This window comes from Actinomadura rupiterrae (genome assembly GCF_024172125.1).
In the GTDB taxonomy this organism is placed as follows: domain Bacteria; phylum Actinomycetota; class Actinomycetes; order Streptosporangiales; family Streptosporangiaceae; genus Spirillospora; species Spirillospora rupiterrae.
This window is the reverse complement of record NZ_JAMZEA010000005.1, coordinates 832,152-857,677: the sequence shown is the minus strand read 5'-3', so window position 1 is coordinate 857,677 and position 25,526 is coordinate 832,152. Positions and strand designations below refer to the sequence as shown.

Annotated in this window: 19 protein-coding genes; 7 read left to right on the top strand and 12 right to left on the bottom strand. The window is 73.1% G+C overall.

All coding sequences use genetic code 11. The features are described from left to right. The first annotated feature begins 38 nt into the window (after positions 1-38). A complete protein-coding gene (locus tag FHU30_RS20710; RefSeq protein WP_253877987.1) occupies positions 39-1,256 on the top strand; it encodes an MFS transporter in 1,218 nt (405 codons plus the stop codon). A gap of 3 nt (positions 1,257-1,259) precedes the next feature. Here FHU30_RS20710 and FHU30_RS20705 read toward each other — a convergent pair whose 3' ends face one another. The 6 genes from FHU30_RS20705 to FHU30_RS20680 all read right to left on the bottom strand — a co-directional run bounded on the left by FHU30_RS20705 (position 1,260) and on the right by FHU30_RS20680 (position 7,525). After that, positions 1,260-2,039 carry an Fpg/Nei family DNA glycosylase gene (locus FHU30_RS20705; RefSeq protein ID WP_253877986.1) on the bottom strand — a complete coding sequence of 260 codons (780 nt, stop codon included), beginning with the start codon at positions 2,037-2,039 and terminating at the stop codon, positions 1,260-1,262. Between the two features lie 4 nt (positions 2,040-2,043). Continuing rightward, positions 2,044-2,508 (bottom strand): RrF2 family transcriptional regulator, encoded by a 465-nt coding sequence (locus FHU30_RS20700; protein WP_253877984.1) that lies wholly within the window; start codon positions 2,506-2,508, stop codon positions 2,044-2,046. Between the two features lie 191 nt (positions 2,509-2,699). Continuing rightward, the gene (locus FHU30_RS20695) at positions 2,700-4,154 is read right to left on the bottom strand and encodes a glycoside hydrolase family 3 protein (protein WP_253877982.1); all 1,455 of its coding nucleotides are present in this window, start codon (positions 4,152-4,154) and stop codon (positions 2,700-2,702) included. After that, positions 4,151-5,005 carry a carbohydrate ABC transporter permease gene (locus FHU30_RS20690; protein ID WP_253877980.1) on the bottom strand — a complete coding sequence of 285 codons (855 nt, stop codon included), beginning with the start codon at positions 5,003-5,005 and terminating at the stop codon, positions 4,151-4,153. Before FHU30_RS20690 ends, FHU30_RS20695 begins: the two co-directional genes overlap by 4 nt. Continuing rightward, entirely contained in the window at positions 5,002-6,024 is a 1,023-nt protein-coding gene (locus FHU30_RS20685; RefSeq protein WP_253877978.1) for a carbohydrate ABC transporter permease, read from the bottom strand. The genes FHU30_RS20690 and FHU30_RS20685 overlap by 4 nt, the downstream gene beginning before the upstream one ends. A 211-nt stretch (positions 6,025-6,235) precedes the next feature. Next, entirely contained in the window at positions 6,236-7,525 is a 1,290-nt protein-coding gene (locus tag FHU30_RS20680; protein ID WP_253877976.1) for an extracellular solute-binding protein, read from the bottom strand. 261 nt (positions 7,526-7,786) lie between these two features. Here FHU30_RS20680 and FHU30_RS20675 point away from each other — a divergent pair, with 261 nt between their 5' ends. Beyond that, positions 7,787-9,004, top strand: coding sequence for an ROK family transcriptional regulator (locus FHU30_RS20675; RefSeq protein WP_253877974.1), 1,218 nt, complete (start codon positions 7,787-7,789; stop codon positions 9,002-9,004). 163 nt (positions 9,005-9,167) lie between these two features. On the opposite strand, the gene FHU30_RS46180 is transcribed toward FHU30_RS20675, so the two are convergent. Next, a complete protein-coding gene (locus tag FHU30_RS46180) occupies positions 9,168-9,299 on the bottom strand; it encodes a hypothetical protein (RefSeq protein ID WP_301323303.1) in 132 nt (43 codons plus the stop codon). A gap of 209 nt (positions 9,300-9,508) precedes the next feature. On the opposite strand from FHU30_RS46180, the gene secA2 reads away from it, so the two are divergent. After that, entirely contained in the window at positions 9,509-12,013 is a 2,505-nt protein-coding gene (gene secA2 / locus FHU30_RS20670) for an accessory Sec system translocase SecA2 (protein ID WP_253877971.1), read from the top strand. Between the two features lie 141 nt (positions 12,014-12,154). On the opposite strand, the gene FHU30_RS20665 is transcribed toward secA2, so the two are convergent. Further along, positions 12,155-16,969, bottom strand: coding sequence for an ATP-dependent helicase (locus FHU30_RS20665; RefSeq protein WP_253877969.1), 4,815 nt, complete (start codon positions 16,967-16,969; stop codon positions 12,155-12,157). Between the two features lie 126 nt (positions 16,970-17,095). Here FHU30_RS20665 and FHU30_RS20660 point away from each other — a divergent pair, with 126 nt between their 5' ends. Next, on the top strand, positions 17,096-18,349 hold the full coding sequence (locus FHU30_RS20660) for an alpha/beta hydrolase (protein WP_253877967.1): 1,254 nt from the start codon (positions 17,096-17,098) through the stop codon (positions 18,347-18,349). A 9-nt stretch (positions 18,350-18,358) separates the two neighbouring features. Next, positions 18,359-18,553 carry a DUF3046 domain-containing protein gene (locus FHU30_RS20655; protein WP_253877965.1) on the top strand — a complete coding sequence of 65 codons (195 nt, stop codon included), beginning with the start codon at positions 18,359-18,361 and terminating at the stop codon, positions 18,551-18,553. A 103-nt stretch (positions 18,554-18,656) separates the two neighbouring features. Here FHU30_RS20655 and FHU30_RS20650 read toward each other — a convergent pair whose 3' ends face one another. From FHU30_RS20650 to FHU30_RS20635, 4 genes are all read right to left on the bottom strand, one after another. After that, complete coding sequence (locus FHU30_RS20650; RefSeq protein ID WP_253877963.1) at positions 18,657-19,124, bottom strand: DUF350 domain-containing protein; 468 nt, start codon at positions 19,122-19,124, stop codon at positions 18,657-18,659. A gap of 47 nt (positions 19,125-19,171) precedes the next feature. Beyond that, on the bottom strand, positions 19,172-20,329 hold the full coding sequence (locus tag FHU30_RS20645; RefSeq protein WP_253877961.1) for a glutathionylspermidine synthase family protein: 1,158 nt from the start codon (positions 20,327-20,329) through the stop codon (positions 19,172-19,174). 1 nt (position 20,330) lies between these two features. Then, complete coding sequence (locus FHU30_RS20640) at positions 20,331-20,759, bottom strand: hypothetical protein (protein WP_253877959.1); 429 nt, start codon at positions 20,757-20,759, stop codon at positions 20,331-20,333. Between the two features lie 119 nt (positions 20,760-20,878). Then, on the bottom strand, positions 20,879-21,739 hold the full coding sequence (locus tag FHU30_RS20635) for an ATP-grasp domain-containing protein (RefSeq protein ID WP_253877957.1): 861 nt from the start codon (positions 21,737-21,739) through the stop codon (positions 20,879-20,881). Between the two features lie 251 nt (positions 21,740-21,990). On the opposite strand from FHU30_RS20635, the gene recA reads away from it, so the two are divergent. Together recA and recX are read left to right on the top strand one after the other, a co-directional pair. Further along, positions 21,991-23,130: a recombinase RecA gene (gene recA / locus FHU30_RS20630; protein WP_253877954.1), complete on the top strand. Its 1,140-nt coding sequence runs from the start codon at positions 21,991-21,993 to the stop codon at positions 23,128-23,130. Between the two features lie 139 nt (positions 23,131-23,269). Beyond that, complete coding sequence (gene recX, locus FHU30_RS20625) at positions 23,270-24,973, top strand: recombination regulator RecX (RefSeq protein WP_253877952.1); 1,704 nt, start codon at positions 23,270-23,272, stop codon at positions 24,971-24,973. The last annotated feature ends 553 nt before the right edge of the window (positions 24,974-25,526 follow it).

Sequence of the window (25,526 nt, the reverse complement as noted above, 5' to 3'; positions counted from 1 at the left end):
CTTGGCGTCCGGCGGCCCGTCCGGACGACGATCGCCTCATGACTCCCTGGAAGGGCCTGGCGGCCGTCGTCCTCACCACCGTCGCCGCGATGACACCCGTGTTCGGCGTCGCGGCGCTGGCCACCCCCGTCGAGCACGGGCTCCCGGTCTCCGGGACGGTGTTCGGCCTCACCCTGAGCGGGTTCTTCGCGATGAGCGCGGCCGGCGCTCCCTTCGCCCGCCGGATCGCGGCCCGCCTGCCGGTGTCGGTCGTGCTGGCGCTGGTCAACGCGCTGGCCGCGGCCGGGCTGGTGATCGCGGCGCTGGCCCCGAACGCGGGTGTGCTCGGCGGCGCGCTGGTGGTCGCGGGTGCGGGCGCGGCGCTCACCCAGCCGGTCGCCGGGCGGTTCATCGCGGTCCGCGTCCCGGCGCACCGGCTGTCGCTGGCGTCCGGGCTGGTCAGCGCCGCGCTCGGGGTGAGCCCGCTGCTGCCCGGCCTGCTCGCGGGCCTCGTCGCGGGCCCGCACGGCTGGCGTGCCGCCCTCTGGGCCGCACTCGTCTGCCCCGTCCTCGGCCTCGCCGTCACCCCCTTCTCGCGCGAGACGTCCGCCCCCGCTGCGGCTTCAAGCCCTGCGCCGTCCGAGCCCTCCGCGCCAGTCGGGGGCGGGGTGGGGATGGTGCTCGGGTTGTGGACGGTCGCGGCGGCGCTGGCGACGATCGGGTCGAACGCCACGGCGTCGTACTTCATCCAGATCGGGACGCATTCGGGGATGTCGACCGGGCTCGCCGGGATCATGCAGTCGGTCGCGGGGCTGCTCGCGGTGGCCGTCCGGCTTGTGGCGGGTATCGCGGCCGACAGGGCGCCGCGCCGCAACCCCGCGATCGTGGCGGGGATGATGCTCGCGGGCGGCGTGGGCCTGCTGATCACCGCCGCCGGGAATCCCGTCTGCTTCGTCGCCGGCGCGGCGCTGACCGTCGCGGGCGGCTGGGGATGGACGGGACTCCTGTTCGCGGCCGTGCTGCGCGTGCTGCCCGGCGAGGGCGCCCGAGCGGGCGGTCAGGTGCAGCTCGGCCTGTTCACCGGCGCGGCGGTCGCGCCGTTCGCGTTCGGTGCGGTGTCCGGAACCCTCGGCCTGCGGGCCACGCTGCTGATCGCGGCGCTCGTCGCCGGGCTCGGAGCGGTGGCGATGACGGCCGGGACGAACCTGCTGCGCCGCGCCGAGAACCCTCGTCCGGCGACGGCCCCGGCTCCGCTCCAGGCGGCGGACCAGGTCTGACGGTCAGCGTTCCGGTTGGCAGCGCGGACACCAGAAGGTGACGCGCTCGCCGACGGCCGAGTCCTGGTCGGCGCGGCGGATCCGGGTGCCGCAGCGCAGGCAGGGGCGTCCGGCCCGTCCGTAGACCCAGTTGCGGCGTCCGGGACGCAGGTCGCCGGTGGTGACGTGGCCGTGCCGGAGCTTGTTGGCCTCCAGCAGCCGCTTGGCCAGGACGACCATCCCGTCCAGGTCGGTGACGTCGCCGACCCGCGTCCACGGGTGGACGCCGCGAAGGAAGAGGATCTCCGACTTGTAGACGTTGCCGATCCCCGCGAGCCGCGTCTGGTCGAGCAGCGCTACGCCGATCTCGCGGTCCGGGTCGGCGGCAAGGCGCCGGACGGCCTCCGCCGCGTCCCAGTCGGGACCGAGCAGATCCGGGCCGAGGCCGCCGACGGCCTGGTCCTCGTCGCCGGTGGGCAGCACCTCGACCGTGCCGAGCGAGTACCCGGCGGCCATCCACTCGGCGTTCGCCAGGACGAGCCGGACCCGGTGGTCGCGCGGCGGCGCCCCGGCCGGGCGGATCCGCCACTCGCCCTCCATCTTCAGGTGGGTGTGCACGGTCAGCCCGCCCTCGACCCGGGCCAGCAGGTGCTTGCCGCGCGGCACGACGTCGTCCACGACGCGCCCGCGCAGGTCGAGCGTGGCGTACCGGGGGACGCGGAAGTCCGAGAGCGTGAGCGGCCGCCCGGCGAGCGCGTCGCGCAGTCGCCGGGCGGCCAGGAAGATCGTGTCGCCCTCGGGCATCGGCTCAGATGAGGGAGGGGCTCTCCCAGGCGGCCGGGTCCTCGGTGAGCTTCTGCACCTGCTCGGGCAGCTTGCCCGCGGCGATGTGCGCGAGCGTCACCTGCTCCAGGATGGCGCGCTCGCTGGCGCGCAGCGCGATCCACACCTCCTGGAGGGACGCCGCCGGGCCCTCGTACCCGACGTGCTCGGGACGCTCGCCCCGGACGCCGAGCAGCGGCCCGTCGATGGCGCGGATGAGGTCGGCCAGCGAGATCTGGTCGGCCGGCCGGGCCAGCCAGTAGCCGCCCTCCGGCCCGCGCTGGCTGCGCACCAGCCCCGACCGGCGCAGCTGGCCGAGGATGTTCTCCAGGAACTTGGGAGGGATCTGCTGCGCCTCCGCGAGCTGGACGGCGGTGACCGGGTGACTCCCGGCCACCGACAGCTCCGCGGCGGCGCGCAACGCGTAGTCGACCCGGGCGGACAATCGCATGAACGTATTATCCCTTGCCGATCGGACTGGTTGGGCTTTGGCCCCGCAACAGGCCGTGAAACCCCGGTTCTGCCCCGGGAAACAAGGCCCTGGCTCGGGCGCGAGGCTCTGGCCGGGGGCGAGGTTCTGCCCCGGGGAACGGGAGAGGGCGGACGCCGGTGGCCGGCGTCCGCCCTTGAGGGCTCCGCGGGTCAGTTGGTGAGGCCGAGGACCTCGGCGGCGGCGCGGGCGTTGGCCTGGGCCGCGCCGTAGGTCGCGACGTGCACCGCGCCCTCCGGCCGCCAGACCGGCAGGCCCATGTCGACCAGCACCGCGTCCGGACGCGCCGCCAGGAGCGCCGAGGCCAGCGCGCGCTGCCCGGCGTGCCGGTGCGCGTCCCGCAGCACCACGACCAGACCGCGCCCGGTGGCACGTTCCAGCACGTGGCCCGCCTCGTCCGGGGTCCCCTCCGCCCGGACGGCGTCGGCCGCCCAGGGCGACAGCCCCCACGGCGTCGGGCCGACCGCGATGTTGCCGTTCGCGGCCAGCTCCACCACGAGCGGCGCGCCGGGGAAGGCGGGCAGCGCGCCCGTGATCCGCACGGCGCGGCGCGCGGCGTCCAGGCCGACGGCCCGGTCCACCGGGGCGGGAGCGCTCCCGGCCAGCCAGTCCTTCAGCGCGCCGGTGCGGGCCGCGGCGTCCGCGAGCCGCTCGATCGGCAGCCGCCCGGACGCGACCGCGCCCTCGACCGCGGCGAGCACCGCCAGCAGCGTCTCGTGGTGCTCGCGCGGCCCGAGGCACAGCAGGTCCGCGCCCGCGATCAGCGCCCGGACGGCCGCCTCGGGGATGCCGATCGCGCCGCTCGCGCCCTTCATGTCCAGCGCGTCCGTCACGATCACGCCCTGGTAGCCCAGGTGCTCGCGGAGCAGCCCGGTGATCACGGCGGGGGACAGGGTGGCCGGGACCCCGGCGGTGATGCCGGGCAGGTCGAGGTGCGCGGTCATCACCGCCCGGGTCCCGGCCGCGATCGCCGCCCGGAACGGGACCAGCTCGCGCCGGTCCAGCAGCTCCAGGTCGGCGTCGACGACGGGCACGCCCAGGTGCGAGTCCTCCACGGTGGCCCCGTGACCGGGGAAGTGCTTGGCGCAGGCCGCGACCCCCGCCTCCTGGGTGCCCGCGACGGCGGCCGCCGCGTGCCGCGCCACCAGCTCCGGGTCGGCCCCGAACGAGCGGGTGCCGATCACCGGGTTGTCGGCGGCGGTGTTGACGTCCACCGACGGCGCGAAGTTCAGGTTCACGCCGACCGCGCCCAGCTCCGCGCCGAGCGACCGGTAGACGCGCCGGGTCAGCGCGACGTCGTCGACCGCGCCGAGCGCGGCGTTCCCCGGGTACGGGCTGCCCTCCTTGTGCCCGCCGAGCCGGGTGACGTCGCCGCCCTCCTCGTCGATGGTCACCAGCGGCGCGCCCGCGGAGCGCAGCTCGGCGGTCAGCGCCGCCAGCTCCCGCGTCCCCGGCACGTTGCCGTTCAGCGCGAACAGCGTGACGCCGCCGAGGCCGCGCTCCAGCTCGTCCAGCACCCAGCGCGGCGCGGTGGCGCCGTCGAAGGAGGGCAGCAGGGCCGCTCGCGCGAGCCGTCCGACCTCGTCGTTCGCGATCCGCTCGCTCATCCCTTGACCGCCCCCGCTACCAGGCCGGACACCATCCGGCGTTGCACGATCAGGAAGAAGACCATCACCGGGATGGTGAACAGGGTGGAGGACGCCATGATCGAGCCCCACTCCACCTGCGTCCGGCCGAAGCTGTAGGACAGCGTCAGCGGGAGCATGTACTTGTCCTGGTCCTTCAGGAACGCGAACGCGATCACGAACTCGTTCCACGCGTTCACGAAGGAGAAGATGCTGGTGGCGACCAGGCCCGGCGCGACCAGCGGGAAGGTGATCCGCCAGAAGGTGGTGAACCGGGACGCCCCGTCGATGGACGCGGCCTCCTCCAGGTCCTTCGGGACGGCCGCGACGAACCCGCGCAGCATCAGCGTCGAGAACGCCAGCATCGACCCGACGTACACGACGATCACGCCGGACAGGCTGTTCAGCAGGTGCATCCGCTGCGCGTTCAGCATCAGCGGCAGCATCAGCGCCTCCAGCGGCACCATCTGCACGATCAGCAGCATCAGCAGGAACGCGACGCGCCCGCGGAACCGGGTGCGCGCCACCGCGTACGCGGCCAGCACCGAGATCACGCACGACACGGCGACGGTGGCGAGCGCGACGATCGCGCTGTTCAGGAAGAAGTGGAACAGGCCGTAGTCCAGGCCCTGCCCGTCGATGACCGCCTTGAAGTGCTTCAGCGTCCAGTGGACGGGCACCGGCAGCGGCGTCTCGGAGTTGATGTCCTCGTCGGTCTTGAACGCCGACGACACCATCCAGAAGACGGGGAAGACGGCGAACAGGAAGACCAGGATCCCTGCGGCGTTGAGGGCGACGCGGGTGCCGCGCCGTCCCGTACCGGACGTGCTCACGCGACCTCCCCCTGCCGGACCAGGACCCGCACGTAGAAGCCGGTGAACACCAGCAGGATGGCGGTGAGGACCAGGGCGATCGCGCCGCCCAGCCCGTACTTGGCCGGGAACGCCACGGCCTCGGAGTAGGCGTACATCGCCAGGTTGAACGAGTCCCGGTTGGCGGTGCCGCCGGCCAGGAACCACAGCTGGGTGAACACCTTGAAGTCCCAGATGATCGACAGCACGGTGAGCACCATGAACACCGGCTTCAGCAGCGGGAAGGTGATCTGCCAGAAGGTCGTCCAGGCGGACGCGCCGTCCACCCGCGCGGCCTCGTACAGCTCGCTAGGCACGCTCTTCAGCCCGGCGAGGACGGAGACGGCGATGAACGGGAACGACTGCCAGACCACGCACAGCACCAGCACCACGTAGGTGCTGAGCGGCTCGGAGAACCAGTTGTAGTCCTCCCAGCCGCCGCCGACGAGCCAGTTGGGCAGCAGGTCCAGGAACCACGGGACCAGGCCGCCGCCGGGCGTGAACAGCCACTTGTAGACGATCGCGGACGAGATCGCCGGGGTCGCCCACGCGAGCAGCGCGCCGGACGACACCAGCAGCGACATCTTCTTGCCCAGCCGGTTCAGCAGCAGCCCGACCAGGGTGCCGATGATCAGCGTGAGCACCACCATCGCGGCGGCGGACAGCACGGTGTTGAGGAAGACCTTCCAGAAGAAGTCGTCCTCCAGGACCGTGCTGAAGTTCTTGAACCCGACGTTCTGCGCCGGGTCCAGGCCGCGGACCTCGCGGGTGCCGATCTTGTGGAACGACATCCAGACGAGCTGGCCCATCGGGTAGAGGATGAGCGCCGCGATGATCGCGACGGTCGGCGCGATCAGCAGGTACGGGCCCGGACGGAACCGGACCGGGCGGCGGCGCTGCGGGCGCGGCGCGCCCTCGCGGTCGCCGCGCGCGCCGGGCGGCGCGGCCCGGCCGGGAGCGCGCGGGGCCGCCGTGTTCGCCGTGGAGGCGGTGTTCGCCATGGGGCTGGCCTATCCCTCGTGGACTCTGGAGGCCCCGGCCGGCGACGCGTGTGCGGACGCGGTCGCCGGCCGGGACGCTGGCGGCGGGCCGGGCAGCGGTCCCGGCCCGCCGGGCTGGCGGTGATCGGCGCGAGCCGGGTGATCAGCTCGGCGTGAGCCGGGTGATCAGCTCGGCGTGAGCTGGGTGATCAGCTCGGTGTGAGCCGGGTGATCAGCTCTGGTTGAGCGTGTCGGTCATGGCCTTGTTGGCCTTGGCGACCGCCGAGTCCACCGACGCCCCGTTCATGATCTCCTTGAGCATGGTGGGGATGATCTTCTTGTTCTGGTCCGCCTCGGTCCAGTTCGGGGTCTTCGGCGCGCCCTTGACGTTGGCCATCTGCAGCGACGCCGGGCCCTGGATCGGGTCCTTGGCGTAGGAGTCGTCCTTCAGCAGGTCGGTGAACTGCGGGAAGAACTTCAGCTGGTCGGCGAACGCCTTGGCGTTCTTCTTGCTCGCCACCGAGCTGAGGTAGTCGAACGCGACGCCCTTGCTCTTGCTGTCACGCCAGACCGCCAGGTGCGAGCCGCCCGAGAACGCCGGGCCGACCTGGCCGGACGGCGTCGGGATCGTGAACGCGCCCATCTGCTTGGTGTACTTGGCGCTGATCTTCTCGATCTGCGGCAGCGTCCAGGCGCCGTCGATGTACATGCCGAGCTTGCCGTTGGCGAAGTCCTTCTGCGGGCCCGCCAGCTCGTTCACGCCGATGTAGCGCTTGGGCGCGACGCCGTCCTTGACCAGGCCGGTGTAGAACTCGACGGCCTTCTTGGACTCGGGGGTGTCGAGCTTGCCGACCCACTTGCCGTTCTCCTTGGCGGCGATGTCGCCGCCCGCGCCGAACAGGAAGCTGGCGAAGCCGTTGGTGAAGTCGGACGGGGCGGCGATGCCGTCGACCTTGCCGCCCTCCTTGTCCTGGATGGTCTTGGCGGCGGCCTTCAGCTCGTCCCAGGTCTTGGGGACCTGCACGCCGTCCTTCTGGAACAGGTCCTTGCGGTACCAGACGACCCGGACACCGGCGTACCACGGCACGGCGTAGGTCTTGCCGTCCAGCTGGCCGAGGTCGAGCGAGCCCTTGACCAGGTCCTTGCCCTCGGACCAGCCGTTCACCTTGTCGGTGATGTCGGCGAGGGCGCTCTGCCCGGCCCAGGTGACGGCCTGGTCGTTGCCGATCTCGACGACGTCCGGGCCCTGGCCGGTGTTCAGGGCGTCCTGGAGCTTCTTGGTCGCGTCCGGCCACGGGACGTACACGACCTCGACCTGGGTCTTGGGGTGCTTCTGCTGGAAGTCGGCCTTGGCCTGGGCGAGGACGCCGTCCTCCTCCTTGTTGGCCGCGCCCATGAACCAGGCGGTCAGCTTCGCCGGCTCGGCGCCCGAGTCCTTGTCCTTCTTGTCACCGCCGCCGCCGCAGGCGGTCAGCCCGATCGCCAGGGCGGCGCTCACGGCCGCGATTTTCGCGATCTTCAAGGGGTTCTCCTTCTTCCGGCCGCCCCTCGCGGGCGGGACTTCTCGGCGCGATGCGGGAAACCGGGGCCGGACCGTTTAGGGTCCAGCCATGCCCGGTGCTTCCGCACACCGGCCGCGGGGGGTGCTCGCGAGTCGGGGTGTCACGCTCGCGTCCTGCTCCGTTCAGCTGGGACGGCTGGACGCTTGCGCGTAAACTAACAAGAAACTTTCCTAAACAAAACCGCCCGTTAGCGGATTGAGACTTCGAGGGGACGACAGAGCATGGAGAGCCGCCCCGGGACGCCGCGCCTGCTGCGCGAGCTGAACGACCGGGCCGCCCTGGACCTGCTGGTCGCGCGCGGTCCGCTGACCCGCGCCCAGATCGGCGTCCAGACCGGGTTGTCCAAGGTCACCGCCTCCCAGCTGCTGGCCCGGCTGGAGGAGCGCGGGCTGGTCGAGGTCGTGGGGGAGCAGGCGGGCGGGCGCGGCCCGAACGCCGCCCTCTACTCCGTCGTCCCGGACGCCGCCTACGTCGCGGGCCTGTCGGTGGGGCCGGAGGGGGTCACCGCGGGCGTCGCCGACATCACGGGCAGTGTCGCCGCCCAGGTTACCGTCGATCCGAACAATGGCGGCGATCCCGTCAAATCCGTCCACAACGCCGTGGTGAAGGCCGCCCGCTCGGCCAAGGTCGCGCTGCGGAAGCTAACCGTCCTGGTGATCGGGACGCCCGGTGTGGTCGATCCGGTGACCGGCGACGTCCAGTTCGCCTTCGACCTGCCGCACTGGCACGAGGGCGTGCTGTCGGCGCTGCGGCACGACCTGCGCCGCCCGGTGGTGATCGAGAACGACGTGAACCTCGCCGCCCTGGCCGAGCGCGCCTACGGCGCCGCCCGCGAGCACGAGGACTTCGCGCTCATGTGGCTCGACCGCGGCATCGGCCTGTCGGTCATGCTCGGCGGCCGGCTGATCCGCGGCCGGTTCGGCGGCGCGGGCGAGATCGGCTACCTGCCCGTCCCCGGCGCCCCGCTGCCCCTCGGCACCGCCCGCCGCGCCCCCATGGACGGCGAGGAGGGCGTCACCGAGTCGACGTCCTGGGGCATCCCGGCCCTCGCCGGCGGCTACGGCTCGCTCGTCGGCGCCGACGCCGTCCGCGACCTGGCCCACCGGCACGGCATCCCCGGCGCCACCGCCGTGGAATGCGTCCGCGCGGCCGCCGCCGACGAGTCACGCGGCGGCGACTTCCTGGACGAGCTGGCCGTCCGCATCTCCTACGGCGTGACCTCGGTCAACATCGTCCTGGACCCGGGGCTGGTGGTGCTGTCCGGCGAGCTGGGCCGCGCCGGGGGCCGTCCCCTGGCCGAGCGCATCGAGCGCGCCGTCGGGCGCCTCAGCCCGACCCGCCCGTCCGTCGCCGTGACCGAGATCGACGGCAACCCGGTGCTGCGCGGCGCGCTGCACGCGGCCCTCGAACAGGCCCGGGACGAGGTCTTCTCCACCTGACCGCGGGCCGGGGGCTCGGGGCGGGGGCCTGGGGTCTCGCGGGCAAAATGCAGGCGCCGCCGCGGAGGGGGTGCGACGGCGCCTGCTCTGGAGGATGGTCTTCGTTGCGGAATCGTGGTGGCGGGCGGCGGCCTTCTCGCCGCGTCCGCGGTGCGGCCCGCGGTTACTTGGCCGCGGCCTGCGGTTCGGCCTCTTCGTGGCGGCGCGGGTCGCGCAGCGCCCGGTCGATGATGACCTGGTTGATGACCTGCCGCCTGCGCCGCTGCGCGGCGGCCCACCGAGCCGTCGGTGTCATGCGAACCCCCGTTCCGCGGTGACGTCCTTCATCCCTGTGCCACCGCAACCCCATTACCGCAATGCTTTCACCGGAGCGGCCCATGGCGGATCCACCCACGGTATGAATCTCGGTCAGACCTTCAGCGGAGGACGCCGGGTGGATCATGATGGGATCGGACCCTGCGACGGGACCGCTGGGAGACACGTGACCGACCTCGGGGGGATGCCATGGCGCTGCGCGACCGGTTGAGAAGGCTGGTGCAGAAACCCGGAAGCGCCGACCTCGCGCCGCTGCGCGACCTGGTCGCGGACGCCGCCGGCCGGGAGGAGCGCGTCCGCGCCCTCTCCGACGCCGAGCTGACCGCCGCGGCCGAGGCCATGCGCCTGCCCCGGCCCGCCTCGGCCGCCGCCGAAACGGGAGGCAAGCCGTCCGGGAAGGGCTCGGACAAGGCGTCCGGGAAGGGCTCGGGCGGCGCGTCGGGCGGCGGCGCGGGCAAGTCGGGCGGCGCGTCCGGTGGCGGGACGGGGAAGAAGGGCGCGGCGGACATCGACCTCGCCGAGCTGTGCGCGCTCGGGCGGGAGGCGGCGCGGCGGACGCTGGGGGAGCGGCCGTACGACGTGCAGCTCACCGGGGTCCTCGCGCTGCTGCGCGGGCAGGTCGCCGAGATGGCGACCGGCGAGGGCAAGACGCTGTCCGGGGCGATCGCCGCCGCCGGGTACGCGCTGCGCGGGCGGCGCGTCCACGTGATGTCGGTGAACGACTACCTCGCCCGCCGCGACGCCGAGTGGATGGGCCCGCTGTACGGGCTGCTGGGCGTGACGGTGGCGTGGGTCGGGCAGACGTCCACGCCGGAGGAGCGCCGCGCCGCCTACGCCGCCGACGTCACCTACGCGCCGGTCAGCGAGATCGGCTTCGACCTGCTGCGGGACCGGCTCGCCACGTCCGCGGGCGACCGGGTGCTGCCCGCGCCCGAGGTCGCGCTGATCGACGAGGCCGACTCGGTGCTGGTGGACGAGGCGATGGTCCCGCTCGTCCTCGCCGGGGCGGCCGACTCGGCCGGGGCCGACCCGTCCTACGCCGACCTGGTGCGGCGGCTGCGGCCCGGCCGCGACTACGGCACCGACACCGAGGCCCGCAACGTCCAGCTCACCGCGGCGGGCGCGCGCGAGGTCGAGCGGTCGCTCGGCGGCATCGACCTGTACGCGCAGGACAACCTCGCCGTGCTCACCGCCGTGAACGTCGCGCTGCACGCCGAGGTGCTGCTCCAGCGGGACGTGGACTACATCGTCCGGGACGGCGCGGTGAAGCTGGTCAGCGAGTCGCGCGGCCGGGTCGCGCTGCTCCAGCGCTGGCCGGACGGCCTGCAGGCGGCCGTGGAGGCCAAGGAGGCCCTGGACGCGTCGCCGAGCGGCGAGATCCTCGACTCGGTCACCGTGCAGGAGCTGATCGGCCGGTACCCGGTGCGGTGCGGCATGACCGGCACCGCGCTGGCCGTCGCCGGGCAGCTCCGCGAGTTCTACGACCTGGACATCGCGGTCGTCCCGCCGAACCGGCCGTGCGTCCGCGACGACCGCCCGGACCGGCTGTACGCCACCTCCGCCGACAAGGAGGTCGCGGTCGTCGAGGAGATCGCGGCCGCGCACGAGGCCGGTCGGCCCGTCCTGGTCGGCACCGGCGACGTCGCCGAGTCCGAGCGGCTGGCCCGCCGCCTGACCCGCGCCGGGTTCGCGCCGATCGTGCTGAACGCCAAGAACGACGCCGAGGAGGCGGCGATCATCGCCGGGGCGGGCGCGCCCGGCGCGATCACCGTGTCCACGCAGATCGCCGGGCGCGGCACCGACATCCGCCTCGGCGGCCCCACCCCGGAGCCGGACGGCGCCGCGCCGGGCACCGCTCCGCTGGACGAGCCGTCCGCCGCGTCCCACCAGGCGGTCGTCGACGCGGGCGGGCTGCTGGTGATCGGCACCGGCCGCTACCACAGCAGCCGCCTGGACGACCAGCTCCGCGGCCGCGCCGGACGCCAGGGCGACCCCGGCGCATCGGTGTTCTTCACCAGCCTCCAGGACGACCTGGTCACCCGGTACGCCCCGGACGAGGAGTACAAGGGCCCGGCCCGCGACGACGGCCTCGTCGAGGCGAAGTCGGCGCACTGGATCGTCGGCCACGCCCAGCGCGTCGCCGAGGGCGTCGACCTGGAGCTGCACCGCAACACCTGGCACTACAACCACCTCATCGGCCTGCAGCGCGCCGAACTGCTGGCCGAGCGCGAGCGGGTGCTGAGCGGCGACGCCGCCGACCGCCTGATGGCCGCCGACGCCGCCGCCAAGCGCACCGAGCTGATCGAGCTCACCAGCGCGGACGAGGTCGCCCGCGCCGCCCGCCAGCTGCTCCTGTTCCACCTGGACCGCCGCTGGTCGGACCACCTGGCGTTCCTCACCGACGTCCGCGAGGGCATCCACCTGCGCTCCCTCGGCCGCGGCCTGGACCCGCTCATCGAGTTCAACAGCGAGGCCGTCCCGGCGGGCAAGCGCCTGCTGCCCGACGCGCGCGCCGCCGCCGTCAAGGCCTTCGAGAACCTCAAGGTCGCCGACGACGGCACGCTCGACCTCGCCGGCGCGGGCCTCCAGCGCCCGTCCGCCACCTGGACCTACCTCGTCCACGACAACCCGTTCGGCTCCATGGACGAGCGCGTCCTGAAGGGCCTCATCTCCATGTTCAAGGGCAAGAAGTAGCCCGAAGCCCCCCTGGAGCAGGGTCCCGCGCCCCCGGGGCCTCGGGCCTGGCGCGAAGCCCCGGGCCGAGGTAGGCGCGGAGCCGGAGGCCCGGTTGGTTCGGCTCAGGGGCGGAGCCGGAGGCCCTGGGTGGGGCTGGGCTCAGGAGCGGAGGCGGAGGCCGCGCGGGGTCGGGTGGAAGCCCGCCGCTTCGAGGGCGGCGGCGAGCGGGGAGTCGTTGATGGACTCGCCGTCCGCGCGCTCGACGGTCAGCTTGCCGAGCGCGCCCTCCCGCACGGCGAGGGCCAGCGCGTCCACCGCGGGCTGCAGGACGGCCGGGTCGTCGTCCCAGGTCAGCAGGGTCTTGCCGCCGCGTTCGACGTACAGGACGAGGCGGCCGCCGACCAGCACGACCAGCGCGCCCGCCTTCCGGCCGGGCTTGTGGCCGCTCGCCGCCTCGTCCGGACGGTCCGGCCAGGGCAGCGCCGCGCCGTAGGCGTTCGCCGGGTCGGCCGCCGCCAGCACGAGCGCGCGTTCGCCTGCATCGTTCTTGCGCGTGGCCGCGGCCGGAGCGACCGAGCCGCCTTGCCAAGCGGGTCGTTCGTGACGCGTGCCCGCCGATCCGTTCCCGTGCGCCGGTCGGCTTCCGTGCTCTGATCCGTCGCCGTGGGCCGGTTGGTCCCAGGGGTCTGGCGCTGGGGACTCCCACAGCGAAGGGGACGGCTCGGAGGCGGGAGGCGCGGACGGGCGGAGGGCGCGAAGCCGGTCCACCGCGCCGGGCAGGGCGAACTGGGCCGCGCCGAGGCCCTCCACGAAGTACCCCCGTCGGCAGCGCCCGGACTCCTCGAACGCGCGCAGCACGGGGTAGACCGCAGAGAACCCGCCGGGTGTGCGTTCGGCGGCGACCGCGCCGCGGATGACGATGCCGTAGCGGTCGAGCAGCGCCTCCGCCAGCGCGTGGGAGCGCAGCGTGGGCGCGGACTCGCGCTCAGGCAGCGGCCACCAGCGCCCGGCGACCGTAGGCGGACCCGTACGGGACGGCAGCACCGGACGCCCCCGCCGAGTGCCGCGAGACCGGTGCGCAGGACGGCCGGAACCGAGCGCCGCACGCAGCGGCGCGAGGGTGTCGTTGGTGAGCAGGCCCGCCCAGACCAGGTCCCAGATGGCGGTGACCAGGTCGGCGTCGTCGGTCGTGACCTGCTGGTTCACCCGGTCGGAGAGCATCCGGAAGAACAGCGCGCCGCCGCCGTCCAGCAGGTCGAGCACGGCCTGGTGGACGGGCGTGAGGGTGATCTCGGCGGGCTCGGGCATCAGCAGCGGCGCGGTCTCGGCGAGGTACAGCGAGACCCACCCGTCCCCGCCGGGGAGGCTGCCCTGACCCGCCCAGACCACCTCGCCGGACGAGGTCAGCTCGTCGAGCATCGCGGGCGTGTAGCCGGGCACGCGGGACGGCAGGATCAGCGACTCCAGCGCCGACGCCGGGACGGCCGAGCCCTGGAGCTGCTCGATCGCCTGGACCAGCGCGTCGATGCCGCGCAGCCGCGAGCCGCCGGTGATGCCGTGCCAGGCGGGCAGGAACCGGCCGAGCGCCTCCGGCGGCGACGGCTCGACCTCCGCGCGCAGGCGCGCGAGGGAACGGCGCCGCAGCGTGCGCAGCACACCGCTGTCACACCATTCGGACGTCAGCGGCCCGGTCACCGCCTCGACCGGGAGGAACTCGCCCTCGACCACGCGCCCGTCGGCGGCGAGCCTGCGCAGCGCCTCGGTCGCCACGGCCGCGCCGAGCCCGAAGCGGGCCGCCACGTCGTCGGCGCGGAACGGCCCGTGCGTGCGCGCGTACCGGGAGACCAGGTCGCCGAGCGGGTCGTCCACAGGTTCGAGGAACGCTTCGGGCACGCCGACCGGAAGCGGTACGCCGAGCGCGTCGCGGAGCCGTCCGGCGTCCTCGATCGCGGTCCAGCGCTCCTCTCCGGCGATGCGGACGCGGATGACCCGCCGTTCCTCTTCAAGCCGGGTCGCGTAGGGCGCGGCATCGTGCGGGGCGGTCAGCCGCAGCCCGATCTCGGACGTGGTGAGCGGCCCCAGCGTCCGCAGCAGGTCGGCGACGCCCTCCAGGTCGTGGGCGCGGCGGTCGGCCGCGAGCCGCTGCAGCTCGCGCTCGGTGTCGGCGACGACCTCCGGATCGAGCAGCTCGCGCAGATCGGCCTGGCCGAGCAGCTCCGACAGCAGCGCGGTGTCGAGCGCGAGCGCCTGGGCGCGGCGCTCGGCGAGCGGCGAATCGCCCTCGTACATGAACGCGCCCACGTAGTGGAACAGCAGCGAACGCGCGTACGGGGACGGCTCGTGCGTCTCGACCTCGACCATGCGCACCTTGCGTCCGGACAGGTCGCGCATGAGCTGGACCAGGCCGGGGACGTCGAACACGTCCTGCAGGCACTCGCGCATCGTCTCCAGGACGATCGGGAACGACGGGTACTTCCCGGCCACGGCCAGCAGCTGCGCCGCGCGTTGGCGCTGCTGCCACAGCGGCATGCGCTTGTCGGGACGGCGGCGCGGAAGCAGCAGGGAGCGGGCCGCGCACTCGCGGAACCGCGCGGCGAACAGGGCCGAACCGCCCAGCTCGTCCACCACGATGCGCTCGATCTCGTCGGCGTCGAAGGCGCACAGGTCCATGCTGGGCGGGTCGTCCATGTCCGGGATGCGGATGACGATGCCGTCGTCGGCGTGCATGGCCTGCGCGTCGACGCCGTAGCGCTCGCGCAGGCGGCCCGCCATGGCGAGCGCCCAGGGCGCGTGCACGCGCGCGCCGAGCGGCGAGTGCACGACCATGCGCCAGTCGCCCAGCTCGTCGCGGAACCGCTCGACCACGATCGTCCGGTCGTCCGGGACGTGCCGGGTCGCCTCGCGCTGCTCGCCCAGGTAGGACACCAGGTTCTCGGCGGCCCACTCGTCCAGCCCGGCGTCGTTCACGCGCGTGCGGGCGTTCTCGGCGGGCAGCGCGGCCAGCTCGCGGGTGAACGCGCCGAGGGCCCGGCCCAGCTCGGCCGGGCGGCCCGGCGAGTCGCCGTGCCAGAACGGCAGCTTGCCAGGCTGCCCGGGCGCGGGGGAGACCAGCACCCGGTCGGGCGTGATGTCCTCGATGCGCCAGGAGCTCGCGCCCAGCACGAACACGTCGCCGACGCGCGACTCGTAGACCATCTCCTCGTCCAGCTCGCCCACCCGGGACGACTTCTCGCCCACGAGGAACACGCCGAACAGGCCACGGTCGGGGATCGTGCCGCCGCTGGTGACCGCGAGCCGCTGCGCGCCCGGGCGGTCGCGCAGGACGCCGGTCACCCTGTCCCACACCAGGCGGGGGCGCAGCTCGCCGAACTCGTCGCTCGGGTAGCGCCCGGCGAGCATGTCGAGCGTCGCGTCCAGCGCGGAGCGGGGGAGCGTGGCGTAGGGCGCGGCGCGCCTCACGGCGGCCTCCAGCTCGTCGACCGTCCACTCGTCCATCGCGACCATGGCGACGATCTGCTGCGCGAGCACGTCGAGCGGGTTGCGCGGGTAGCGCAGCTCCTCGATCTCGCCGCCGCGCATCCGCTCGGCGACCACGGCCGTCTGCACCAGGTCGCCCCGGTACTTGGGGAAGATCACGCCCTTGGACACCGCGCCGACCTGGTGCCCCGCGCGGCCGACCCGCTGCAGGCCGCTGGCCACCGACGGCGGCGACTCCACCTGGACGACCAGGTCGACCGCGCCCATGTCGATGCCCAGCTCCAGGCTGGACGTCGCGACCACGGCGGGCAGCCGGCCCTCCTTCAGCGCGTTCTCGATGCCCGCCCGCTCCTCCTTGGACACCGACCCGTGGTGCGCCCGCGCGATCTCCGCCGGGACGCCCTTGGCGGCGCCCGCCTGCGCCATCATCTGCGCCGGCGTGCTCCCGCGCGTGGGCGCGGGCCGGACGCCGAGGTTCAGGGCGCGTTCTATGTCGTCCGGGCTGATGGGGCGCGGCTCGCCGGATTCCTCGGCCTCCTCGCGCGCGAGCGAGGCGCGCTCGAAGGCGAGTTCGTTGAGGCGGCCGCAGAGGCGCTCGGCGAGCCGCCGGGAGTTGGCGAACACCAGCGTGGAGCGGTGCGCCTCGATGAGGTCGAGCAGCCGGTCTTCGACGTGCGGCCAGATGCTGCGCTGGCGCGGGTCGGTCTCGCCCCCGGCGTCGACGAACTGCGCGATCTCGCCGAGATCCTCGACCGGGACGACGACGTCGAGGTCGAAGACCTTCTCGGACGGCGGCTGCACGACGGTCGCGGGCCGCGCGCCGCCCAGGAACGCCGCGACCTCCGCCGCAGGACGGACCGTCGCCGACAGCCCGATGCGCTGGGCGGGCCGGTCGAGCAGCGCGTCGAGTCGTTCGAGCGACAGCGCCAGGTGCGCGCCGCGCTTGGTGCCCGCGACCGCGTGCACCTCGTCGATGATCACCGTCTCGACACCGCGCAGCGCCTCGCGCGCCTGCGAGGTGAGCAGCAGGAACAGCGACTCGGGCGTGGTGATCAGGATGTCCGGCGGCTTGGTGGCGAGGCGGCGGCGCTCGTCGGCCGGGGTGTCGCCGGAGCGGATGCCGACCTTCACGTCCGGCTCGGGCAGGTCGAGGCGGCGCGCCGCCTGCCGGATGCCGGCCAGGGGCGCGCGCAGGTTGCGCTCGACGTCCACGGCCAGGGCCTTCAGCGGCGACACGTAGAGCACCCGGCAGCGGTGCTTCGGATCGTCCGGGAGCGGCTGGGACGCCAGCCGGTCGAGCGACCAGAGGAACGCCGCGAGGGTCTTGCCGGACCCGGTCGGCGCGACCACGAGCGTCGGGTCGCCCGCCGCGATGGACCGCCACGCCCCCGCCTGGGCGGCGGTGGGCGCGGCGAAGGCCCCGGCGAACCACGCGCGGGTCGCCGGGGAGAAGCGTTCCAGCACGTCAGCGGTGCTGTCGTGCGGCAGTCCGGTCATGCGTCCCATCCTGCCTCGCGGGTCCGACAAAACCGCGCCGGGGTGCTCTGGGTCACCTCCGCAGCGCTTGTAAGCAAGTGATTGCTTGCGGGAAGGTGGGGAGAGGCCACGACCCCGGGAGCCCCGATGCCCTACGTCCTGCTCGCGGTAGGCGCGGTGAGCCTGCTGCTGGCCGTGAACGCCCGCCGTCCCCGGCGCGAGCCGGTACTGCTCGTGCCCAGCTTCTTCGCCGGGTGGCTGACCATCGAGATGGCGCCTCACCTGCTCGTCCTGGAGATCGTCGGGCTGGTGTGGACGGCCGTCGCGGGCGGCCTGGACGGGTGGGCGGGCTGGATCGGCCTGGTTCTCGGCCTGGCCGGCGTCGCCCTGACGGCCGGGACGATCGCGGCGTCCCGGCGGACGCTGGTCACGCTCCGGGACAGTGGCGTCCCCCTCGACCTCGACCCGCAGAAGGCGCCGCGCTACCCGCTCAGCCACCTCGTCGTACCGCCGCTGTGCCTGATCCCTAGGCGAGGCGTCCGGGTGGACCGCAACGTCGTCTTCCGCCAGGAAGGACGCCTGCGCCTGAAACTGGACGTGTACCGGCCCAAGGAGGACGGACGGCTACGTCCCGGCCTTATGGAGATCCACGGCGGCGCCTGGGTCATCGGGGACAAGCGCGAGCAGGGGCTTCCGCTGCTGAACCACATGGCCGTCCAGGGATGGGTGGGCTTCAACGTCAACTACCGGCTGAGCCCGCGCGCGACGTGGCCCGAGCACCTTCTCGACCTGAAGCACTTCCTCCGCTGGTACCGCGAGCACGCCGAGGAGTACGGGGCAGACCCCGATTTCCTCTGCGTGACGGGCGGTTCCGCGGGCGGCCACCTGACGGCGATGGTCGCGCTAACGGCGAACGTCCCGGAGTTCCAGCCCGGCTTCGAGGATGTGGACACGTCCGTCCAGGGAGCCGTGCCCTTCTACGGCGTCTATGACTTCCTCGAACCCGGCCCATGGCCGATTCCCTTCGGGAAGACCGCGCTGCTACAGAAGCGGGTAGTGAAACGGTCCTTCGCCGAGGATCGGGAAGCCTTCGCCAAGGCGTCCCCTGTGACGTACCTGCGCCCGGACGCGCCGCCGTTCTTCGTCATCCACGGCAGCCACGACTCGCTGATCCCCGTCCTGGAGGCGCGTCGCTTCGTGGAGAAGCTCCGGGACGCCTCGGACGCACCCGTCCTCTATGCCGAGATGCAAGGCGGGCAGCACGCTTTCGACGTGTTCCCGTCCTACCGGACCGCCCGTGTAGTCGAAGGCGTCGAGCGCTACCTGACCGGCCTGCACAGGCAGTACGTCCAGGGCAAGGGCCCGAGCGTGCCGGACGAGTTGGACGAGTCCGTCGGATAGCGTGTCCGCGTGCGTCTCACAGTTTTCTGGCAGCGGATGAACGAGCAGTTCGGCGAGGGATACGCCGAGAGCGTCGCCAAGGACCACGTCCTGGCCGAGCTCGGCGGGCGCACGATCGACCAGGCCCTGGCCGACGGGGTGCCCGCCAAGACCGTCTGGCAGGCCGTCGTCGCCACCTTCGACGTCCCCTCGCGCCTGCGGTAGACGAGAAACCACGGCCGCGGACGGCGGACGATCGCGGCTGCGGCGGGTGGAACGGCACGGCCCGGTGACGGCACTCGCCGTCACCGGGCCGTTTCCGCGCCGGTCAGTAGACCGCGACGGCCGTCACGAACCCGATCATCAGGTTCGCCACCGCGAGCAGGACCGCGGCGGGTTCGAGCTGGTCCTCCGGGCCGTCCGCGAGCTCCCGGACGTTGATCCCGACGAGCCGGTTGAACGCCATCGTCGCGGCCGTCTGCGCGACGATCCCGACCAGGCCGAACACCAGCGTCCGGGTGAGGCCCTCGGCGAGGTCGCCGCCCGCCGCGAAGATCGACACGGCCACGATCAGGCCGACGCCGACGGTGGACGCGCAGGCCAGCAGCGTGGCGTTGGGGTTGCGGTCCCGGCGGATCACGTGGATCAGCCGGCCGGGCGTCGCCAGGTCGGTCATGTAGAAGCCGACGACGAACAGCACCAGGCCGACCGCCGCGTACGCGAGCAGCGCGCCGGAGCCGTGCAGCAGCACATGGCCGAGGCTTTCGTCGCCGGGGCCGGCGGCGAGCGTGGTCATGGTTCTCCTAGGGGTAACAGCGGGTGTGAAGGGTGGCGGCGAGGGGGCTACAGCGGGATGCGGTGCGGGACGAAGGACGAGGTGTCGTCGGTGATCAGGCCCGCGGTCTCGCGGATGCCGAGGCCCGCGGCCTCGTCCTCCACCATCCACGCGCCGAGGACGGGGTGCTCCCCGTCGAACTCGGGCAGCGGGCAGAACTCCTGGAACACGAACCCCTCGCGCCCGTACTCGCCCTCGGTGACGACCTCCGGCGCGTCCGGGGCCACGATGCGCATGCTCGCGCCCTCGCGCCCCAGCAGCGGCTTCTGCACGTAGGAGGTGAGGTTCCCGGGCGTGTTCAGGTAGGTCGGCAGCAGGTTCGGGTGGCCGGGGAACAGCTCCCAGAGCAGCACCAGCAGCGCCTTGTTCGACAGGATCATCTTCCAGATCGGCTCGATCCACCGCGTCGGCGTGCCCGGGATGTTCCGGCCGAACGGCTCGGCGACGATCCACTCCCACGGGTACAGCTTGCAGAGCGTCTCGATCTCGCGCGCCTCGATGTCGACGAACCGCCGCCGGACGGTGTCCCAGCCGATGTCCTCCATGGCGATCGCCTTGCCGCGCAGGCCCGCCTCGTCGGCGGTCTCCTGCAGGTACGCGATCGTCATGACCTCCTCGCCGGTCTCGTCCTCGCTCGTCCAGGCGAAGTGGGCCGGACCGTCCGGGAGCGTCGCCGCGATCTGCTTCCAGCGGTCCAGCAGCCGCTCGTGGATGGAGTTCCACTGGTCGTCGCCCGGATGCACGTCCCGCAGCCAGTACCACTGGACGATCGAGCTCTCCACCAGGGACGTGGGGGTGTCGGCGTTGTACTCCAGCAGCTTCGCCGGGCCCGTCCCGTCGTAGCGGAGGTCGAACCGCCCGTACAGGTGCGGGTCGCGCCGCCGCCAGGACGCCTCGATCAGCGGCGCCACCCAGTCCGGGATGCCCAGCACGTTGTAGCGGCCGGTGGTGACGACGTGCTCCACCGCCTGGAGGCACATGCGGTGCAGCTCCTCGACGGTCTCCTCCAGCGCCAGCACCTCGTCCATCTCGAAGACGTAGTGCACGGACTCGTCCCAGTAGGGGCGCTTCAGATGCTCCGGATGCGACGTCCGGTGGTAGGCGAGCCCCTGCGCCTCCACGCGCGCGGGCCAGTCCGGCCGCGGGTCTCCGTATTCGCGCCGCATCTCAGCCGCCGCTACGGCCGTGGCCGCCGAAACCGCCGCGGATCAGCGAGTGGCCGGTGCTCGACTTGATCCGGTGGCTGCGCGGAGCGGAGTAGCTGCCGCCTCGTACGTACCCGTACCGGTCGCGCTTGCCGCCGTAGTACCAGAAGTACCGGCCGTAGCCCACCGTGCCGTTCTCGATGTCGCGCCTGTCGCAGTAGGCGTCCGAGACGACCTTGTAGCCGCCCTTGGTCAGGCCCGTGGGCGGCGCCATCCGGTCGACGCACCAGGCCGTCGTGGACTTGGTGCCGCACGCGGAGGTCACGGCGATGGACAGGACGCTCACCACGCCGATCTTCACGGCGCGGGAGCTGAGCCGGCGGCCGGGCTGGCGCGCGGGCTCCTGCGGGGACGGCTGTTCCTGGGGCAGCGGTTCCGGCTGAGGGGGCAACGAGGACACGTCCTTACCAGACGACGTTTCGGGCGTACCGGGGATGAAATTACAGACGTAGCTGAGACGAAACCGTACCGAATACGGTTTCATCCCCGTCAATCCGGAAGTACGCCATGTCAGTCCGGAACCGGGAGGTGAGCGTACAGATCCATGGGATCGACCGTCGCCGGGAGGTCGCTCACCTGGCCGTCGCCGACCTCCACCACCCGCCAGGCGCCGTCCGCGCGGCGCGCCAGGTCGGTCGTGATGAACCGGCAGCCCAGCGCCCGGACGACCGGCGCGACCTCCGCCAGCTCCGGCCGCGGCTCCGTCCCCGGCGTGTCGGGATGCGGGCCCACGAGCGCGGGCTCGCCGTCCACCCACCACACCCGGGCCTCGCCGTCCTCGTCGAGCCGCTCGTACTCGCGCACGACCACGCCGCCCGCCAGGTAGTCCTCCTGGAGGGCGATCATCTTGGTGACGACGGCGCGCAGGCGCGCGAGGTCGTGGACGTCCGGGACGAAGCACGCCTCGTCCCACTCGTGCTTGCAGGACTTGACGTAGTCCTTCACGATGCCCGGCCCGCCGCGCAGCGGCCTCACGAGCTCGGCCAGATCGCCCGGGTCCTGGCCGGGGGAGAGCTCGCGCCACACGCTGTTGGGGGTGAGCCCCGCGAACGTGTCGTGCCAGCCGGGCAGCTCGTGCGCGCGCTGGTAGTCCTCCGGATGGGTCAGCAGGATCGTGCCGCGCTTCTTCAGGGCCGCCGCCAGCGCGGCGTACTCGGCGCTGGAGAGCATCCAGCCGCGGTACCAGGCGGGCCCGAGATCCGGCGGGACGGCGCGGACGGCGGCCTCGGCGTCACCGCGCCGCAGCGCGTCGTGGTCGACCAGGCCGATCTCGCCGTAATGGTCGCGCACCGCCGCGGCCTCACGGGAGAAGTGGGGCTCAACGCGCCGTGGATGGAGCGGGTCGGCGCAGAACAGAACGGTCAGCGTCATGATGGAAGCCTCCGTGTGCCGCGCCGCCAGCGTACGGTGTCGGGGCCGTCCGGCGCACGGATAATCCTGGGCGAATCGGTAGCCGCGTCCATGATCGAACGGATGTTCGGTAAGCTGTGCCCGGCGAGCGACGTTATCCACAGTTCAGGTGAGGGCTCGAAAACTGTCGGAGGCACCTCGTAACGTCGCCCTCGACATCGTGAAGCCGAGAGCCGGCGGAACCCGGCGACCGACCAAGACAAGGGGCAGACATGGCAGCCAACGACCGGGAGAAGGCTCTCGAAACCGCGCTCGCCCAGATCGAGCGGCAGTTCGGCAAGGGCTCGGTCATGCGGATGGGCGAGGAGGCGCGCGTCCCGGTCGAGGTCATCCCGACCGGCGCCATCTCCCTCGACATCGCGCTCGGCATCGGCGGCCTCCCGCGCGGCCGCGTGGTCGAGGTGTACGGCCCCGAAGGCTCCGGCAAGACCTCCATCGCGCTGCACGCGGTGGCCAGCGTCCAGAAGAAGGGCGGCATCGCCGCGTTCGTCGACGCCGAGCACGCGCTCGACCCCGAGTACGCGGCCAAGCTCGGCGTCGACATCGACGCCCTGCTGGTGTCCCAGCCCGACACCGGCGAGCAGGCGCTGGAGATCACCGACATGCTGATCCGCTCCGGCGCGGTCGACATCGTGATCGTCGACTCGGTCGCCGCGCTCGTGCCGCGCGCCGAGATCGAGGGCGAGATGGGCGACAGCCACGTGGGCCTCCAGGCCCGGCTGATGTCGCAGGCGCTGCGCAAGCTCACCGGTGCGATCAACCAGACCAAGACCACCGTCCTGTTCATCAACCAGCTCCGCGAGAAGGTCGGCGTCATGTTCGGCTCGCCGGAGACCACCACCGGTGGCCGCGCGCTGAAGTTCTACGCCTCCGTCCGGCTCGACGTCCGCCGCATCGAGACGCTGAAGGACGGCACCGAGGCGGTCGGCAACCGGGTCCGGGTCAAGGTCGTCAAGAACAAGATGGCCCCGCCCTTCCGGGTCGCCGACTTCGACCTGCTCTACGGCCAGGGCATCTCGCGCGAGGGCGGCCTGATCGACCTCGGCGTCGAGAACGGCTTCGTGCGCAAGTCCGGCGCCTGGTACACCTACGAGGGCGACCAGCTCGGCCAGGGCAAGGAGAACGCCCGCAACTACCTCAAGAGCAACCCCGACACCGCCGACGAGATCGAGAAGAAGATCAAGGAGAAGCTCGGCGTCGGCCCGCGCGTCGACAAGGAGGCCGCCGAGACCGCGGCGGCCAAGCCCGGCGACGCCAAGGCCGCCGACCCCAAGGCCGACGCCAAGCCCGTCGCCGCCGCGGCGGCCCCGGCCCCGCGCAAGTCGGCCAAGGCCAAGGCCGGAGATTCCTGACGACGAATCCGTCGAATCGGGTGACTCCTGACGGAGACTGAGCGATGATCTCGTATGCAGGGCGGCGGCGCCCCCACGTTCACCGGTCCACCGGTGGGCGGACCTTCCCCATCGGCGCCGCCGTCCCCGAGGGCCGCGCATGACCACCCCACCGTGGCCCACCCCGTCCGAGAGCCCTTGGGGCCGTCCAGCGGACGACGAGCCCGTCACCTCCGCCGCCGAAGAGTCGCCACCATCCGACGCGGCCGCCCAGGACACCCCCGAGCCGACGAACCGGCAGCTTCCCGCACCGACGCCGTCCGGCCCGGCAAGCGACGACCAGAACGCGGGCGACAAGGCCGCCCTCCCCTGGAACGTCGCCACGCCACGCCCGGATCCCAGCGACCTGCCCTGGAACCAGCCAAGCACGCCCCCGCCCGTCCCATGGGACCAGGCCAGCAAGCCCGCACCCGCCCCCTGGAACCAGGCGAGCGAACCACCGCCCGCCCCGTGGGGCGCGGCGTCCGGCGTCCAGTGGGACGTCCCGTCCACGCCTCCGGCCAAAGACGAGACGCCCCGCTCTCCCCTGAAGCCGCCCGCCGAGGCGCGGCCCAAAACCACGCGCGCACCCCGCCCAACCGCGTCCAAACCCAGCCCACGCACCACACGCCCGCGCTCTGACGAGTCCGCGCATCCAGGCGAGGCGGCACCGCGTCCCGCCGCCGCCCCTGACGCACCTCCCGACACCGAACCACGCCGCGAGGCAGCCCCGGACCGCCGGACCGATCCACGGGGCGAGGCCGACCTGCGGGGCGAGGCCGACCCACGGGGCGAGGCCGACCCACGGGGCGAGGCAGCCCCGGGCCGCCGGACCGACCCGCGGCGCGAGGCCGACCCACGGGGCGAGGCCGATTCGCGGGGCGAGGGCGAACCGCGCCGCGAGGCAGCCCCGGGCCGCCGGACCGACCCGCGGCGCGAGGCCGATCCACGGGGCGAGGGCGGACCGCGCCGCGAGGCAGCCCCGGGTCGCCGGACCGATTCGCGGCGCGAGGGCGATCCGCGGGGCGAGGACGCATCGCGCCGTGAGGACGGGCCGCGCCGTGAGGACGAGCTGGGCGAACGGAGCGCTGGCACTGGTTCACGCCCGGATGCCGAATCGGGTGCGGAGGGCGCTGCGGCGGAGGCCGGCGGGCGAGGGGCTCGTGATCGGCGGGCTTCGGGGAAGAAGGGCACCAAGAAGGCGTTCGGTGGTTCTGGTGCGTCCTGGGGTGAGAAGGGCGCGTCGGGGGAGCGTCGAGGGAGCAAGGGGACGCGGCGGCGCTCGGAGGGGGAGGACGCGTCCGAGCGCGAGCAGGGCGGCGACCCGGAGGCGCGGGCGAGGGAGATCTGCCTCCGGATGCTGACGGGCTCGCCGCGCACCCGCGCCCAGCTGGAGGAGGCGCTGCGGCGCAAGGAGATTCCGGACGACGTCGCGCAGCGGGTGCTCGGACGGTTCACGGACGTCGGCCTGATCGATGACGAGGCGTTCGCGCAGGCGTGGGTGCAGTCGCGGCACGCCGGCCGGGGCCTGGGGCGGCGGGCGCTCGCGGCCGAGCTGCGGCAGCGCGGCGTGGACAACGAGATCGTGAGCGAGGCCGTCGAGTCGCTGGACTCCGAGCAGGAGGAGCGCCGCGCCCGGGAGCTCGTCATGCGCAAGCTGCGCTCGACCCGCGGCGTCGAGCGCACCAAACGCGTCCGCAGACTGGTCGGCATGCTCGCCCGCAAGGGCTACCCCGCAGGCCTCGCCTACCGAGTAGTGAAAGACGCCCTGGAAACCGAAGGCGAAACCACCGAAGACTTCCCCGAACCCTGGACCCTCGACTAGGGCCCGTTTCGAAGTGGTCTCGGCCATGCGCGCGAACGCGTGACCAACCCGGCGGAGCGAAGCCGAAGGCGAGCGAAGCCGGGTTGATCGCGAAGCGATGCCGCGTTCGCCCAGGCACGGTCACGTAGCGAGCCGCTAGGCGAGCGGAGTGGGCCGGGACTGCGTAAACGCGCCGCTAGGCGAGCGGAGTGGGCCGGGACTGCGTAAACGCGCCGCTAGGCGAGCGCAGTAGACCGGGACTTTGAAACACAGCCTAGCCACCTGCGCCCCGCACGCACAGCCCGCGCGGACGTGCACACGCTGGGCTTCGCCCCCGGACTTGCCCGCTGCGCTGGGCATGCGCGCGCCGCGCGTGATGCCGCGTCGCGCCCACCTAGCCCATGCGTACGCCGCGCCCTAGCCCATGCGTATGCCGCACTTCGCGCACGCGCTTTATCGGCGTCGCGCACGCGTATGCCACGCGTCGCGCACGCGTATGCCACGCGTATGCCATGCGCCGCGCACGCGTATGCCTTGCTCGTGCTTGCCGAGCCTGTGTGCTGGGCTTCGCATG

Bases quoted from the DNA above. Each gene is read 5' to 3' on its own strand.
- FHU30_RS20710 (WP_253877987.1), top strand. From the start codon at position 39: ATGACTCCCTGGAAGGGCCTGGCGGCCGTCGTCCTCACCACCGTCGCC.
- FHU30_RS20705 (WP_253877986.1), bottom strand. From the start codon at position 2,039: ATGCCCGAGGGCGACACGATCTTCCTGGCCGCCCGGCGACTGCGCGAC.
- FHU30_RS20700 (WP_253877984.1), bottom strand. From the start codon at position 2,508: ATGCGATTGTCCGCCCGGGTCGACTACGCGTTGCGCGCCGCCGCGGAG.
- FHU30_RS20695 (WP_253877982.1), bottom strand. From the start codon at position 4,154: ATGAGCGAGCGGATCGCGAACGACGAGGTCGGACGGCTCGCGCGAGCG.
- FHU30_RS20685 (WP_253877978.1), bottom strand. From the start codon at position 6,024: ATGGCGAACACCGCCTCCACGGCGAACACGGCGGCCCCGCGCGCTCCC.
- FHU30_RS20675 (WP_253877974.1), top strand. From the start codon at position 7,787: ATGGAGAGCCGCCCCGGGACGCCGCGCCTGCTGCGCGAGCTGAACGAC.
- FHU30_RS46180 (WP_301323303.1), bottom strand. From the start codon at position 9,299: ATGACACCGACGGCTCGGTGGGCCGCCGCGCAGCGGCGCAGGCGGCAG.
- secA2 (WP_253877971.1), top strand. From the start codon at position 9,509: ATGGCGCTGCGCGACCGGTTGAGAAGGCTGGTGCAGAAACCCGGAAGC.
- FHU30_RS20665 (WP_253877969.1), bottom strand. From the start codon at position 16,969: ATGACCGGACTGCCGCACGACAGCACCGCTGACGTGCTGGAACGCTTC.
- FHU30_RS20660 (WP_253877967.1), top strand. From the start codon at position 17,096: ATGCCCTACGTCCTGCTCGCGGTAGGCGCGGTGAGCCTGCTGCTGGCC.
- FHU30_RS20650 (WP_253877963.1), bottom strand. From the start codon at position 19,124: ATGACCACGCTCGCCGCCGGCCCCGGCGACGAAAGCCTCGGCCATGTG.
- FHU30_RS20645 (WP_253877961.1), bottom strand. From the start codon at position 20,329: ATGCGGCGCGAATACGGAGACCCGCGGCCGGACTGGCCCGCGCGCGTG.
- FHU30_RS20635 (WP_253877957.1), bottom strand. From the start codon at position 21,739: ATGACGCTGACCGTTCTGTTCTGCGCCGACCCGCTCCATCCACGGCGC.
- recA (WP_253877954.1), top strand. From the start codon at position 21,991: ATGGCAGCCAACGACCGGGAGAAGGCTCTCGAAACCGCGCTCGCCCAG.
- recX (WP_253877952.1), top strand. From the start codon at position 23,270: ATGACCACCCCACCGTGGCCCACCCCGTCCGAGAGCCCTTGGGGCCGT.